The sequence below is a fragment of the Paenibacillus nicotianae genome, assembly GCF_042681745.1.
In the GTDB taxonomy this organism is placed as follows: Bacteria; Bacillota; Bacilli; order Paenibacillales; family Paenibacillaceae; genus Saccharibacillus; species Saccharibacillus nicotianae.
The window spans coordinates 710,555-724,660 of the sequence record NZ_JBHUGF010000010.1; the positions used below are offsets into that span (position 1 = coordinate 710,555).

Genomic DNA, 14,106 nt, shown 5'->3' on the forward strand with positions numbered 1-14,106 from the left:
GGGGGAAGCACGTATGTCAGTGAAATCGGGTGACATGATTTATTTTCAATTTCAAGCTGCTGAAGGAGATCAGACAGAGATCTATCAATCGATTGTAGGGCGAACAGATGACGATTCATTATATATCGGCCCTTTAAGTCATAAAAAATCTTCTTCGGTCAAAAAGTTAACATTGGGTGAAGAGTTGTATGCGTATTATTTAATCGATAATGAAATCAAACATTATTTCAGTACGATGGTAACAGGCTTCGATTCCACCTCTTCCTTGAGTCGTATTCGCAAACCTCTTCAAGAAGAAATTTCTGTCGTTCAAAGACGACAATATTTACGTGTCAAAGCACAAATAGAAGTAGCGGTCAAAAAAGAAGATCATCGGTTTGTAGCTATCACTGATAATGTAAGCGCTGGCGGTTTATCATTTACAACAGATGTGATGAACAAAGTACAAAAAAATGATGTGCTAGAATGCTGGTTATTAATTCATATGAAAAATGGAAAAATAGATCATATTCCATTAACAGCAAAAGTGATGAGTGTACTTGACTCCACATCACTGACACCAAGATATTTATTAGAATATACAGTGATATCGGAAACGGATCGGCAAAAAATGATTCGTTATTGTTTTGAACGCCAATTCGATTTTAGAGTGTTATAAATGACTCGGCGTTTTTGCATGTTATATAGTACTGTGGTATAATTTGCTTGTCGCAGGCAATGCCTGCTTTTTTAGCGAGTTGTAGTATGAAGGTTGAGGGGGATTCCCGATTGGTACGCCAAGCATTAGAATATAGCGGGAAAATGAACATTGCGATTGACGGTCCTGCTGGGGCTGGTAAAAGTACAATAGCGAAGTTAGTAGCTAAACGTCTCGGTTACGTATATGTGGACACCGGTGCAATGTACAGAGCAGTAACATGGCATATGCTACAACGAAATATCGATCCAGATCATACTGTAGAAGTGCTTCAAGAAGCGGAACAACTGGTGATTGAATTAATACCAGATGAACAAGGACAAAGAGTTCTAGCTAATGAAGTAGACGTTACAGCAGATATTCGTAGTCTTGCCATAAACCGAATTGTGTCACGATATGCGCAAATCGAGGGGCTGAGAGTGAAGCTTGCAACTTTACAGCGGCAAATGGCTTTGCGCAAAGGCGTTGTAATGGATGGACGCGATATCGGTACTCATGTGCTTCCGGATGCAGAAGTAAAAGTATTTATGACTGCTACTGTCCAAGAGCGAGCAAGACGAAGATTTGCAGAAATGGATGGTTCGGAAAGTATTACATTAGAGCAACTTGAACGTGAAATTGCAGCGCGCGATCAATTGGATGAACAGCGTGAATTTTCTCCGCTCGTTTGTGCAGAAGACGCAACAGTACTGGATACGACTTCGATGTCGATCGAAGAAGTCGTTGAGCGTATTATTGCAATGGCACAGAGTGTGCAGTCAGGGAGAGTCTGATTCATGGTATATACCATTTGTAGTACGATTCTACGCATTTTGTATATGTTTTTATTTCGGCTAAAAGCTGTAGGCAAAGAGCATGTTCCCGAGCAAGGTGGAGTATTACTTTGTTCTAATCATATTAGTAATTTGGATCCACCTACTGTAGGCATTATGCTGAATCGTAAAGTTCGCTTTATGGCTAAGGAAGAATTATTCAAAGTTCCTGTTTTAGGGCCTTTGATTAGACAACTTGGTGCTTATCCTGTCAAACGTGGCGGTGTAAGTAAAGAATCGATCAAAACATCCCTTCTGATTTTGCGTGAGGGCGGTGTATTGGGGATTTTTCCTGAAGGTAGTCGTAATGCAGGGGATGCTGCTGCCAAAAATGGTGCTGCAAGCTTTGCACTACGAACAGATGCTGCTGTCGTGCCTGTAGCGATTGTGGGTCATTACAAGCTATTCGGCAAAACAAAAGTAGTCTATGGCCCACCTATTAATCTTGATGATTATCGAGGTAAAGGGGCAATAGGTACTGTAGACGAAGCGACAGACAAAATCATGCTAGCTATACGCCAATTAATTCAAGAAAATCAATAATGTTTAATGATGTTTTGAACTCTGCATTTTGCGGGTTTAAATAAATGGGGTTTGAATTGAGGAGGGTATTGACATGTCGGAAGAAAATAATAACCAAGAAACTACCGAAGTTACAAACCAGGAGGCGCTTGATCAGTTCGTCTCACTGAACAAAGGTGACACTGTCACAGGAACGATCGTCAAAATTGAAGATAACCAAGCTTATGTAAGCATCGGATATAAATATGACGGTATCATTCCGATCCGTGAACTTTCTTCACTACAAGTAGACAATGCTGCGGCGGCTGTTGAAGTAGGACAAGAAGTAGAATGTAAAGTTGTAAGTATCGATGATGAGAAAGAGAAATTGGTTCTTTCCAAACGTGCGATTGACAGCGAAAATGCTTGGGAAGTTCTTGAAAAGAATTTCGAATCAGGCGAAGTATTTGAAGTGACTGTATCAGACGTGGTTAAAGGTGGCGTAGTTGCTGATGTTGGCGTACGCGGTTTTATCCCGGCTTCTATGGTAGAACGTCATTTCGTAGAAGATTTCAGCGATTACAAAGGACGCACTTTGCGTGTTAAAGTAAAAGAATTGGATCGCGAAAACAACAAAGTCATTCTTTCACAAAAAGATGTATTGGAAGCTGAATACGAAGCTAACAAACACACAGTGATGGAAAGTCTTAAAGAAGGACAAGAATTGACAGGTACAGTACAACGCTTGACTCAATTCGGTGCTTTTGTAGACGTTGGCGGCGTAGACGGTTTGGTTCACGTATCCGAGATTGCTTGGAACCACGTAGACAAACCATCTGATGTATTGTCTGAAGGCGACGAAGTAAAAGTAAAAGTACTTCGTGTTGACCCTGAAAAAGGTAAAATCAGCTTGAGTATCAAAGCTGCTCAACCAGGACCTTGGGATTCAGCTTCTGACAAATTCAACATCGGCGATATCGTAACAGGTGAAGTAAAACGTCTTGTGAACTTCGGTGCTTTCGTTGAGATCGCTCCAGGAGTAGAAGGTTTGGTTCATATTTCCCAAATCTCTCACAAACACATTGGTACTCCACAAGAAGTTCTTGAAGAAGGACAAACAGTTTCTGTTAAAGTACTTGATGTAAACACAGAAGAAAAACGTGTTAGCTTAAGTATCAAAGAAACAGAAGAAGCTCCTGCTCAATCTGCTAAACCAGAACGCAGTAACAACCGCGGCGACAGAGCTCCTAAACAAGAAGAATTGAATAACCCTAACGTATCTCTAAGCAACCAAGGATTGAGCATCACTCTTGGCGAACGTTTCGGTGACAAACTAAGCAAATTTAAGTGATCATGAGCGAGTCATTTCCTCGCTCAAGCAAACATCAACGTTTTAATGATGTATGCAAGGGGTTGAACGAAAAGAATTTAAAGCAGAGCAAGCATTAATGTTTGCAAAGTTTTAAAGGCATTTACGTTAACCTCAAAATTTGAGCAAGGGATTTCCTCATAAAATCATCTGAATCATAGTACGGGCTTTTTATGGATGGTCCATTGATAGTAAAGCGACCGCCTTTCTAGTAAAAGTCACTCAATCAATCGGCGAATCCGCAATGGATTCGTCGATTATTGCTTTTCAAGGAATAAATAATCCGTTGTAAAGTTCATCATAATGTTAGCCAAGTGCAATGTTTTTTGCTATGATGAAAAGCGGAAAGAATGAACAGGAGGAATGGATCGTATGGCAAGACCTGTAGTTGCAATTGTAGGCCGCCCGAATGTGGGAAAATCCACAGTATTTAACCGCATGATCGGTGATCGGCTAGCTATTGTTGAAGATAAACCTGGTATTACGCGTGACCGTATCTATGGAACATCTGAATGGAATGGTAAAGCATTCAGTGTTATTGATACCGGAGGTATCGAATTAGATGGGGAAGATATGATGCTGAAGTCGATTCGGATGCAAGCTGAACTTGCGATCGAAGAAGCAGACGTTATCGTATTTATGTGTGATGTCAAAAGCGGATTGACTCAATCTGATGAAGAAGTAGCGGGAATACTATATCGTTCAGGCAAACCTATCGTTGTTGCTATTAACAAAGTAGATAACATGGGTCGTATGAATGATATTTATGAATTTTATAATTTAGGATTTGGCGATCCGATCGGAATCTCAGGAAGTCATGGTAGTGGTATGGGTGATTTGCTAGATGCGGTTGTCAAAGAATTACCTGAAATGGTTGAAGATGAATACGGCGATGATGTCATTCGCGTAGCTCTAATCGGTCGTCCTAACGTAGGTAAATCTTCGTTGGTCAATGCAATTTTGGGTGAAGAACGTGTTATCGTAAGTAATGTAGCGGGTACAACACGCGATGCGATCGATACTCCTTTTGAACGTGATGGACAACGTTATGTATTGATTGATACAGCAGGTATGCGTAAGCGTGGTAAAGTCTATGAAAATACAGAAAAATACAGTGTAATGCGTGCAATGAAAGCGATTGAACGTGCAGACGTGGTATTAACGGTTATCAATGGTGAAGAAGGCATTATCGACCAAGACAAACACGTTGCTGGATATGCGCATGAAGCGGGTAAAGCGGCTATTTTCGTAGTGAACAAATGGGATGTTGTAGAAAAAGATGACAAAACGATGCGTCAATTTGAATCGAATATTCGCGATCATTTCTTATTTATGAGTTATGCTCCTGTTGTATTCTTATCTGCATTGACCAAACAACGTGTTCACAAATTATTACCGGTTGTACAACAAGTGGCTGAGCAACATGCATTACGTATTCCGACTCATTTATTAAATGATGTCGTATCGGATGCGATTGCGATTAATCCTCCGCCTACAGATAAAGGAAAACGGATGCGTATTAACTATGTAACTCAAGTTGCTGTTAAACCACCAACCGTTATCGTCTTTGTAAATGAACCTGAGATGATGCACTTTTCGTATGAACGTTATTTGGAAAATAAAATTCGGGCGGCATTCGACTTTATTGGTACACCGATTCGAATATTTACACGTCGAAAATCAGCATCAGATAATTAAGGAGAGAAGCATGTGATTTTATCAGTCGTGGCTATTATTATTAGTTATCTGATTGGTTCAATCAGCTTTAGTGTACTTATTGCTAAATGGCTGAAAGGAATCGATATCCGTGATCACGGAAGCGGCAACGCCGGAGCAACCAATACATTGCGCGTACTAGGCAAAGGACCTGCTATATTTGTACTTTTGTTAGATGCGCTCAAAGGTGTGGCAGCTATTTGGCTTGGCGTTTGGTTCAGTATCGGGTTATCAGGACATACGATGTACTGGGTTCCTGCTTTGTGTGGAATAGCTGCTATTTTAGGGCATAACTGGCCGATTTATTTCCGTTTTCGCGGAGGTAAAGGAATTGCGACAACAATTGGTGTACTGGTAACATTATGTATTGTGCCAACGTTAATTGCAGGTGTATTTGCGATTGCATCGATTGTGATCACTCGTTATGTATCGTTAGGATCGTTAATTTTTGTAACGTTAACGCCTATTGTATTACTTATTCAAGGATACTCTGCACCGATTATTACAGTCAGTGTTATTATCTGGTTGCTAGCAGTATGGCGGCATCAGACGAATATTGTCAAAATATTCAAAGGTACTGAAAATAAAATCGGATCCAAAGCGGACAAGGGAGGAAACAAAGTTGTCTGAAAAAGTGACCGTTCTAGTAGCTGGTAGTTGGGGAACTGCGCTTGCTTCTGTACTTGCAGACAATGGTCTACAAGTTACAATATGGGCGCGCAGTGAAGAGCAAGTTGCCGAGATTAATCAACAGCACACCAATACAAAGTATTTGCCAGATGCAGTTCTGTCCACTCAAATTACAGCAACTTCTGATCTTGCTGCTGCTATGGATGGAACAAAAGCAGTGGTGATTGTAGCGCCTTCCAAAGCGATGCGTCAAGTATGTAGCGATCTTAAACCGTATTACCATCCTGATATGCTCTGTATTCATGCGACCAAAGGATTCGAAACCAAGACACTCAAACGGATGTCTACTGTCATCAGCGAAGAACTGGACTGCCTAGAATCAGACGTGGTTGTGTTATCTGGTCCTAGTCATGCAGAAGAAGTGGTGAAACGTCTCCCAACTACGGTAGTCGTCGCTTCTCATAATGCCAAAGCGGCAGCAGCAGCCCAATCTTTGTTTATGAATGAAGAATATTTCCGCGTGTATACGAATTTAGATCTGGTCGGGGTAGAGCTTGCCGGTGCACTCAAAAATATTATTGCGCTGGGTGCAGGTATGGTCGATGGTCTTGGATTTGGAGATAATGCCAAAGCCGCTTTGTTGACTCGTGGACTTGCTGAAATGGTACGTGTCGGTAGTGAAATGGGTGCTAATCCGTTGACCTTTTCAGGACTTGCAGGTATTGGTGACTTAATGGTCACTGCAAGTAGCCAACATAGTCGTAACTGGAGAGCAGGCTATATGTTAGGTCAAGGCAAATCACTGGATGAAGTGATGTCTTCGATGAATATGGTGGTTGAAGGTGTACGAACTACAGAAGCAGCACGCGATATTTCGCTAAAATATAATGTACAAATGCCGATCGCAGAGCAATTGTATCATGTGTTATTTGAGCAAAGTGATCCTCGTACAGCAGTGGAAACGTTAATGGGACGTAATCCCAAAAATGAAATGGAAGTCATGAAGCTAGAAACATGGCAACAATGGCATTCCTAAAAAAGAAATAAGCAGGAACGATGGGGTATCTATAATCCTTTCGTTCTTTTTGCACAGGAAGGAGTAGGAAATCATGGTGGAAACGCAGCAGCAGGTACAGCAGAAAAAAGAGCTGATACCCTCTCTGGAGCAGCTTGTTCGTTTGCTTCAACCGCTCAAGGAGCAATCTCCCTGGTTGCTTGGTGGAAGCTGTGGTCTTTTACTACACGGTGTGAAGTTAGACAAAGCTCCACGCGATATAGATTTGTATACCGATGAGATTCGGATAAATGACCTTCATGAGAAGCTAGCTGAGGAGTTACCTGTGTTGGATTATCCGATACTTGACGAGACAAGAACGTATCGCTCAACACTTAGTCATTATCAGTTAGATCCGTATACAGTTGAATTGGTGGGTGGATTTGAAGTACGGGCGCGAGAATCGTATTATCGCGTGCATGTAGAGCCTGTTCTTTATCCTGCTGCTCCTGTATATACGTTAGAGGCTGGAAGTATTCACTTGATGCCATTAGCACATGAATTGATTTTTAATCTATTACGTGATCGACCGGATCGCTATGAACCGATTAGTGAACGAATACGCGAGCAATCTCAGGATCATGCGACACTGATCGAACAGATCATACAGCATAATGGATTTCATCCTCAATTCATGCAACGTATCCGTAGATTAGCTGGAATAAACGGTTAAAAGGAGAACATTATGTCCAGAACAGACAAAGCTCAAGTCACCTTTTTGCCATCCGGTAAGTCGATACAGGTCAGTACAGGAACAACAGTGCTTACAGCCGCACGCAAAGCAGGAGTTCATATTGCTGTACGCTGTGACGGCAAAGCCGCTTGTTTGATGTGCAAAGTGAATACTCCGCATCCTTACGATGATGAAGGGCATGTATGTATCTCAAAAGCAGAACCAGCCGAATCGCGTAAATTAGGAAGTTCGATCGAACAAGGTGTACGATTATCCTGTCAGGCTAAAGTGATTGGTGATTTGACGGTGGAAGTACCAGAAGATCGACTAAAAGCCGCGATTCGCAAACAAATGGAGCAACAAAACGAAGATCTGAGTGATTGGTAGACAAAAAAGCGCAAAATGCTTGAAATTAAAGGGTGAGTATATTACTATAGGTTTGTTCCGCCTTCTGTGCTCTATACGCAGTAGGTGATATTTTCGAAAATTCCGCGGTGTTTACTTATATTTCGTGCAAACGAAAAACCAAGCAGCAAGTGGAGCAATCGATATAAATACTTTGGGAGGTGAAATATATGAACAAATCCGAATTGATCGCGCAAGTATCAGAAACAACTGATTTGCCGAAAAAAGACGTAACTAAAGCAGTTGATGCTGTTTTTGAAGCTATCGCTGGTGCACTACAAAGTGGTGATAAAGTACAATTGGTTGGATTTGGTAACTTCGAAGTTCGTGAGCGTTCTGCACGTAAAGGACGTAACCCACAAACAGGTGAAGAGATCGATATCGCAGCTAGCAAAATCCCGGCTTTTAAACCTGGTAAAGCATTGAAAGATGGAATTAAATAAGTTATTACATATTCCATGTGCAGGAAGAAGACCGTGACGATTATGTTCACGGTCTTTTCCATATCTGATCTATGTTAAATACGAAAAGGGGATAACGTTTATGGAATCACCGGACAATCATTATACAAATAGTGACTATATTGTGATCAAAGCGAAAGACAACGGAGTACAGGTTATTGGTCTAACCCGCGGACGCGATACTCGTTTTCATCATACAGAGAAATTGGATAAAGGCGAGATCATGGTGGTTCAATTTACAGAGAATACATCAGCGATTAAAGTACGCGGCAAAGCAGAAGTAATGACCAAGCATGGCTCTATGAATACAGAAGATTGATACATGGCATAGCTGATCATGAATAGACTATCTACCTAAATACTGGCTTCCTCATGTTTAATAGTTGATTAAGGTTGAGGAAACCAGTATTTTTCTATGTCATCAATTGACTTACAAATCTTCACTAGCCCTGTCTTGTCAAAAAAACATATGGTATAATGAACTGAAATGGCTTAAAAGTTATCTTTTAGGCTATACTAGGTTTGTGAAAATAAAGACTTGCACTATAAAGGCGTCGGAGGCTGAGATGAAACCATACCGTTTGTTGGAAACATCCCGAAAATACACAGAATACGATATGATTCAAAAGCATACAGGAGTTCCCGAGTTTCCAGACACTCGTGTACATTTACTTCATGCCTTTTTGAATATGACCGATCATGAGGAAAGTGTCTCACATCGTGGAGAATTATTCCCACTTGTAGCAGGTATTGTACAGATGGCGATGGATACTCATGATATGATCGATACACTGGCTGTTCATCAGGAAGAAGAAGCGATGCGTTCTAGACAGTTGAATGTATTAGCAGGAGACTTTTTCAGTAGTCGCTTTTACGAGTTATTGTCCAAAGCTGGCGAGATTGAGATGATCTCTTTACTCAGTGCAGCTATCTGCGAAACGAACCGTCTTAAAATGAATTTGTATCATGATGTTCAAAGTAAACACTTTACTGCCGAGCAATACGTGCAGTCGCTTACACAGCTTAAAATGGAGCTGTTTATTTTGTTTACACCGTATATTTCTACAGAAGTATCTTCACTATGGCAAGCATTGTTAACTGATTTTAGTCGCGCTGAAATACTGGCTAATGAATTAACACGTGTAGATGGAGAACAAGGGCCATTTGGTAGCTATGCTTTGTATCAGGTACTTGAGCATGGACAAGAACAGAACAAAGAGCATGTCGTCAGTGATCACGTGACTGTGCAACAGTGGAATGAATGGGATCAGACATACCAGATCACTGCATATCTGCGCTCAGAGTTAACTAGCGTGTTAGCAGATATTTCGCAACGTCTTGCACAAGCGGGTCATGCTGAGTTGCAGACTGAAGTATTATCGTTAACGGAATCTTATCAAGCATTGGTCTTAAATAAAGAGCAATAAGGCTAGTTCTGAAATTAAATATTGCTAGAGTACTTATTTTAAAATGAGGTGATTGTATCGTGACCAAACCAGAAGCTGTCAAACCGAAAGAGCAATTCGTACAATCCGTTTTTGAGTCGATTGCTCCAAAATACGATATGATGAACGATTTGCTTAGTTTCCGTCGCCACAAAGCATGGCGCAAATTTACGATGAAAAAAATGAATGTACAACCAGGTAGTTCAGCACTGGATGTATGTTGTGGAACATGTGATTGGACACTGAGTATTGCTGAAGCCAGTGGTACAGGTCAAATCAAAGGACTGGATTTCAGTCCAAATATGTTACAAGTTGGTCAGCACAAAATCAATCGTGATGGCTGGAAAGACAATATTACACTCACTCAAGGGAATGCAATGGATCTTCCGTATGAAGATAATTCTTTTGATTATGTAACGATAGGATTCGGACTACGTAATGTGCCAGATCTGGTACAAGTGTTAAAAGAAATGCAGCGTGTGGTGAAGCCTGGTGGTATGGTTGTTTGTTTAGAACTATCCAAACCAACATGGCAACCGTTTAAAGGGCTGTATTATTTTTATTTCCAAAACTTATTGCCACTTATGGGCAAACTTGTAGCCAAACATTACGAGCAATACAAATGGCTGCCTGATTCACTCAAGCTGTTCCCGGGACGTGCAGAACTGGCGCAAATATTCCGAGATGTTGGGCTAGACAATGTTCAGGCGTACCCCTTAACAGGTGGTATTGCGGCACTTCATATTGGGATCAAGGAGAAGTAGAATGTTTAAGAAATTTAAAGTATTTTTAGAAATGATTAAAATAGAGCATACGCTTTTTGCGTTGCCTTTTGCTTTTATGGGAACTATTTTGGGATCCTATGTGATTAATGGTCATTTGCCTTCATGGGCACAAATTGGCTGGATTTTGCTAGCGATGATTGGTGCACGTACTGCGGCAATGAGTCTTAACCGTCTGATTGATCAGGTATTTGATGGCAAAAATCCACGTACGATGATGCGTGCAATTCCAGCAGGTCTTTTACGTTCCAGTGAAGTTGTATTATTTACACTTATTTCATTAGTTATCTTTTTCTGGGCAGTGACACAATTAGATCCGTTAGCATTAAAATTATTACCTATTGCGATCTTTATGCTGGTGATCTATTCCTATACCAAACGTTTTACTTGGCTTTGTCATGTGGTTCTTGGCATGACGCTAGGTCTAGCACCATTAGGTGGTTGGATAGCGGTAACCGGTCAATTTAGCTGGACAGCGATAGTATTTTATATTGCAATTACGTTTTGGACAGCAGGTTTTGATGTGATTTATGCTTGTGCAGATGAAGAGTTTGACCGCGAAGAAGGATTATATTCGATTCCAAGTCGCTTCGGAATTGCTAAAGCCCTCAAAATTGCACAAGGATTTCATGTGATTACCGCGATCGGTCTGATTGCGATTGGAGTTATGGCTGGATTGGGTTGGTGGTATTTTATCGGTGCTGTGATTGCACTTGCTATCTTATTCTATCAGCATTACATTTTGACTCCAAAAGATTTGAGTCGTCTACAAACGTCATTCTTTACATTAAATAGTACACTAAGTCTGATCGTATTTGTATTCACATTGATCGATCTGGTGGTGAAACAGTGGTGGTAAGTTCTACAGAACATACAGCGAAGCAACGCTATATTGTAGGAATTACAGGTGCTAGTGGTTCTGTATACGGTATTCGATTAACCGAGGTGTTATTGTCCCTCGGTTATACTGTTCATCTAGTGATCTCTAATGCAGGCTGGCGCGTACTTAAAGAAGAGATGGATTGGGAAGCTTCCGGTAGAGAAGAAATGCTAGAACAATATTTCAGTGAATGGTCAGAACGATTGGTATATCATTCCTTTTCCGATATTGGAGCTACGATTGCTAGCGGTTCTTTTCGGGTCAAAGCGATGATCATTGTTCCTTGTTCAATGGGGACTTTAGCGAATATTGCAGGCGGAATGTCAGCGAACTTAATGACACGAGCGGCAGATGTGGTGCTTAAAGAGGAGCGTAAACTGGTTATAGTACCAAGAGAGACTCCACTGCAAGCAATACATTTAGAAAATATGTTAAAACTAGCACGTATGGGCGTGAGTATTGTTCCGGCTATGCCTGCTTTTTATTATCGTCCCAAAACATTGGATGATACGGTCGACTTCATGGTTGGCAAGGTGCTCGATATTCTGGACATCGAACATCAATTATTTGAACGATGGGGGAATGGTCGTGAAAAATTTTGAACAACCTTTCAAAATTGGTAAAATAGAATATACAAACGATTGGCCGGTGTATCATCATTTTGATCCGTCGGCTCTATCCTTGCCCGCAGAGATTCATAGCGATCTTCCTGCTAACTTGAATCGGGGTTTGTTAGAAGAAACATTGTATCTCACACCGGTATCTTCATTTGCTTATGGTACGCGCTCGTCTGATTTCTGGTTATTGCCTGATCTATCTGTAAGTGCTAAAAATGCAGTCGGATCGATTCTTCTGTTTTCCAGAAAGCCAATTGCAGAACTGGGAAATGGAACGATCGCGCTGACAAATACGTCAGCTACTTCTATCAACCTTCTCAAAATTATTCTGAATAAGCGGTATCATCTGACTCCAGAATACATTTCGATGGACCCGAGCTTGGATGAAATGATGGAACAAGCGGATGCAGCGTTATTGATCGGTGATCATGCGATTGCAGCCGCGCAGAAAGATACAGGATATATCGTGACTGATCTAGGACAAGAATGGAAGTCATGGACAGGACTAAGTATGACATTTGCTGTATGGGCTGTTAACAAAAAATTTGCAGCTACATATCCTGAGTTTGTAACCGAAACAGGGCAGCAATTAGTAAAAAGTAAACAGCGTTCTATCGCTGATCTGAATCCAGTGATTCAAGAAGCTCAGCAAAAAATGGGCGGAGATCATGCGTATTGGAAACACTATTTTCAGCAATTATGGTATGATTTTGGAGAAACAGAGCAAAAAGGTCTAGCATTATATTTTAAATATGCTTATGAGCTTGAATTGCTAGATCATGAAGTACACATGGAATTATGGACTGACAATACACTAATACGGGTGAACGAATGAAACTACTGGATATTTTCGGGACACTAAAAAAAGACATGAATGTGATAGAACGACAGCTTAGTCAAAGTATAGACAGTGAACATCCTTTATTAAATGAAACATCACTTCATTTGCTCAAAGCGGGAGGCAAACGGCTTCGTCCCGCTTTTGTGTTGCTTGGAGGCAAGTATGGTACGTATGATCTCGATCGTCTAAGCAATGTAGCCGTTGCTCTGGAACTGATTCATATGGCTTCTCTTGTACATGATGATGTAATTGATGATGCAGACACACGTCGCGGTCAACCGACTGTGAAGTCCAAATGGGATAACCGGATTGCAATGTACACAGGCGATTATATTTATGCCAAAGCATTGATGATTGTAGCACGTCTGGAAAATCCACAAATTCATCAAGTATTATCCAAAGCGATGGTACAAATGTCGATTGGTGAGATGGAACAGATTAGAGACTTTTTCAATACAGGACAAAGTATTCGTCGCTACTTACTGCGTATTCGTCGCAAAACGGCTTTATTGATTGCAATTAGTTGTCAATTAGGTGGAATCGCTGCGAATGCGCCAAAAGAAATCACCCGCGAATTATACCGCTACGGGTATAACGTCGGTATGGCTTTTCAGATTCGTGATGATGTTCTTGATCTCTGCGGAACAGAGAAGCAACTAGGCAAACCACCTGGTAGTGATCTGCGTCAGGGAAATATTACAATTCCGGTCTTGTATGCATTGCAAGATGAATCCCGCCGGGAACCGTTGCTTGCTGAAATTACAAGAATCCATAATGCAAATGGCGAAACAGATGTAACGACAGCAGTACGTATGGTACGTGAAAGTAAAGGAATCCAAGAAGCTGAATTATTAGCTGATCGTTATATTCAAAAAGCGATGCACGCGCTTAGTCAGTTGCCAGCAGGTAGAACGCAAAAACATTTGCAAGAGATTGCTAAATTTGTTGCTAATCGTTCACATTAATCTACAACAATGTTCGACAATTTTATGTTTTGTTGCAGAATATAGAAAATTGTGCAAATAAAATGGTTGGCTATACGTAAAATATTTCCTAATTACTAATAGAGTAGGATCATACGGTCGATATATACATTACAAAGCATATTGAATAGCGGTTCAAATCACTATTTTGTCCAAATATTCGATATGTGCAGTAATGTATATCACTCAGGTTTGAGTACAATCAGAAAATGTCGAACATTGCTATGAAACGCTTCCTTT

17 protein-coding genes are annotated in these 14,106 nt (G+C 40.9%); all 17 read left to right on the forward strand.

Going from position 1 to position 14,106, the window contains the following annotated elements; genetic code table 11:
• Positions 1-13: 13 nt before the first annotated feature.
• The 17 genes from ACFSGI_RS07325 to ACFSGI_RS07405 all read left to right on the forward strand — a co-directional run bounded on the left by ACFSGI_RS07325 (position 14) and on the right by ACFSGI_RS07405 (position 13,848).
• Positions 14-658, forward strand: coding sequence for a flagellar brake protein (locus tag ACFSGI_RS07325; RefSeq protein WP_204823494.1), 645 nt, complete (start codon positions 14-16; stop codon positions 656-658).
• Positions 659-768: 110 nt separating this feature from the next.
• Positions 769-1,470 carry a (d)CMP kinase gene (gene cmk / locus ACFSGI_RS07330; protein ID WP_379282820.1) on the forward strand — a complete coding sequence of 234 codons (702 nt, stop codon included), beginning with the start codon at positions 769-771 and terminating at the stop codon, positions 1,468-1,470.
• A 3-nt stretch (positions 1,471-1,473) separates the two neighbouring features.
• Positions 1,474-2,052 (forward strand): lysophospholipid acyltransferase family protein, encoded by a 579-nt coding sequence (locus ACFSGI_RS07335; protein ID WP_204823498.1) that lies wholly within the window; start codon positions 1,474-1,476, stop codon positions 2,050-2,052.
• Between the two features lie 73 nt (positions 2,053-2,125).
• Entirely contained in the window at positions 2,126-3,361 is a 1,236-nt protein-coding gene (rpsA, locus tag ACFSGI_RS07340) for a 30S ribosomal protein S1 (RefSeq protein WP_204823499.1), read from the forward strand.
• A gap of 390 nt (positions 3,362-3,751) precedes the next feature.
• On the forward strand, positions 3,752-5,077 hold the full coding sequence (gene der, locus ACFSGI_RS07345) for a ribosome biogenesis GTPase Der (RefSeq protein WP_204823501.1): 1,326 nt from the start codon (positions 3,752-3,754) through the stop codon (positions 5,075-5,077).
• 12 nt (positions 5,078-5,089) lie between these two features.
• On the forward strand, positions 5,090-5,725 hold the full coding sequence (plsY, locus tag ACFSGI_RS07350; RefSeq protein ID WP_204823506.1) for a glycerol-3-phosphate 1-O-acyltransferase PlsY: 636 nt from the start codon (positions 5,090-5,092) through the stop codon (positions 5,723-5,725).
• Entirely contained in the window at positions 5,718-6,761 is a 1,044-nt protein-coding gene (locus ACFSGI_RS07355) for an NAD(P)H-dependent glycerol-3-phosphate dehydrogenase (protein ID WP_204823507.1), read from the forward strand. Before plsY ends, ACFSGI_RS07355 begins: the two co-directional genes overlap by 8 nt.
• A gap of 73 nt (positions 6,762-6,834) precedes the next feature.
• Positions 6,835-7,452: a hypothetical protein gene (locus ACFSGI_RS07360; protein ID WP_204823508.1), complete on the forward strand. Its 618-nt coding sequence runs from the start codon at positions 6,835-6,837 to the stop codon at positions 7,450-7,452.
• 12 nt (positions 7,453-7,464) lie between these two features.
• A complete protein-coding gene (locus ACFSGI_RS07365) occupies positions 7,465-7,839 on the forward strand; it encodes a 2Fe-2S iron-sulfur cluster-binding protein (RefSeq protein ID WP_204823509.1) in 375 nt (124 codons plus the stop codon).
• A gap of 188 nt (positions 7,840-8,027) precedes the next feature.
• The gene (locus ACFSGI_RS07370) at positions 8,028-8,300 is read left to right on the forward strand and encodes an HU family DNA-binding protein (protein ID WP_069327910.1); all 273 of its coding nucleotides are present in this window, start codon (positions 8,028-8,030) and stop codon (positions 8,298-8,300) included.
• A 100-nt stretch (positions 8,301-8,400) separates the two neighbouring features.
• Positions 8,401-8,637 (forward strand): trp RNA-binding attenuation protein MtrB, encoded by a 237-nt coding sequence (gene mtrB, locus ACFSGI_RS07375; RefSeq protein ID WP_204823510.1) that lies wholly within the window; start codon positions 8,401-8,403, stop codon positions 8,635-8,637.
• Positions 8,638-8,884: 247 nt separating this feature from the next.
• Positions 8,885-9,745, forward strand: a complete 861-nt coding sequence (locus tag ACFSGI_RS07380) for a heptaprenyl diphosphate synthase component 1 (protein WP_204823511.1) — start codon at positions 8,885-8,887, stop codon at positions 9,743-9,745.
• 59 nt (positions 9,746-9,804) lie between these two features.
• Entirely contained in the window at positions 9,805-10,527 is a 723-nt protein-coding gene (locus ACFSGI_RS07385; RefSeq protein WP_204823512.1) for a demethylmenaquinone methyltransferase, read from the forward strand.
• A gap of 1 nt (position 10,528) precedes the next feature.
• Entirely contained in the window at positions 10,529-11,404 is an 876-nt protein-coding gene (locus ACFSGI_RS07390; protein ID WP_204823513.1) for a UbiA-like polyprenyltransferase, read from the forward strand.
• Positions 11,395-12,027, forward strand: a complete 633-nt coding sequence (locus ACFSGI_RS07395; protein WP_379282826.1) for a UbiX family flavin prenyltransferase — start codon at positions 11,395-11,397, stop codon at positions 12,025-12,027. Before ACFSGI_RS07390 ends, ACFSGI_RS07395 begins: the two co-directional genes overlap by 10 nt.
• Positions 12,008-12,877, forward strand: a complete 870-nt coding sequence (locus ACFSGI_RS07400) for a menaquinone biosynthesis protein (protein ID WP_204823514.1) — start codon at positions 12,008-12,010, stop codon at positions 12,875-12,877. Before ACFSGI_RS07395 ends, ACFSGI_RS07400 begins: the two co-directional genes overlap by 20 nt.
• Entirely contained in the window at positions 12,874-13,848 is a 975-nt protein-coding gene (locus ACFSGI_RS07405; protein ID WP_204823515.1) for a polyprenyl synthetase family protein, read from the forward strand. The genes ACFSGI_RS07400 and ACFSGI_RS07405 overlap by 4 nt, the downstream gene beginning before the upstream one ends.
• The last annotated feature ends 258 nt before the right edge of the window (positions 13,849-14,106 follow it).

Bases quoted from the DNA above. Each gene is read 5' to 3' on its own strand.
- ACFSGI_RS07325 (WP_204823494.1), top strand. From the start codon at position 14: ATGTCAGTGAAATCGGGTGACATGATTTATTTTCAATTTCAAGCTGCT.
- ACFSGI_RS07335 (WP_204823498.1), top strand. From the start codon at position 1,474: ATGGTATATACCATTTGTAGTACGATTCTACGCATTTTGTATATGTTT.
- rpsA (WP_204823499.1), top strand. From the start codon at position 2,126: ATGTCGGAAGAAAATAATAACCAAGAAACTACCGAAGTTACAAACCAG.
- der (WP_204823501.1), top strand. From the start codon at position 3,752: ATGGCAAGACCTGTAGTTGCAATTGTAGGCCGCCCGAATGTGGGAAAA.
- ACFSGI_RS07360 (WP_204823508.1), top strand. From the start codon at position 6,835: ATGGTGGAAACGCAGCAGCAGGTACAGCAGAAAAAAGAGCTGATACCC.
- ACFSGI_RS07365 (WP_204823509.1), top strand. From the start codon at position 7,465: ATGTCCAGAACAGACAAAGCTCAAGTCACCTTTTTGCCATCCGGTAAG.
- ACFSGI_RS07370 (WP_069327910.1), top strand. From the start codon at position 8,028: ATGAACAAATCCGAATTGATCGCGCAAGTATCAGAAACAACTGATTTG.
- mtrB (WP_204823510.1), top strand. From the start codon at position 8,401: ATGGAATCACCGGACAATCATTATACAAATAGTGACTATATTGTGATC.
- ACFSGI_RS07380 (WP_204823511.1), top strand. From the start codon at position 8,885: ATGAAACCATACCGTTTGTTGGAAACATCCCGAAAATACACAGAATAC.
- ACFSGI_RS07390 (WP_204823513.1), top strand. From the start codon at position 10,529: ATGTTTAAGAAATTTAAAGTATTTTTAGAAATGATTAAAATAGAGCAT.
- ACFSGI_RS07400 (WP_204823514.1), top strand. From the start codon at position 12,008: ATGGTCGTGAAAAATTTTGAACAACCTTTCAAAATTGGTAAAATAGAA.
- ACFSGI_RS07405 (WP_204823515.1), top strand. From the start codon at position 12,874: ATGAAACTACTGGATATTTTCGGGACACTAAAAAAAGACATGAATGTG.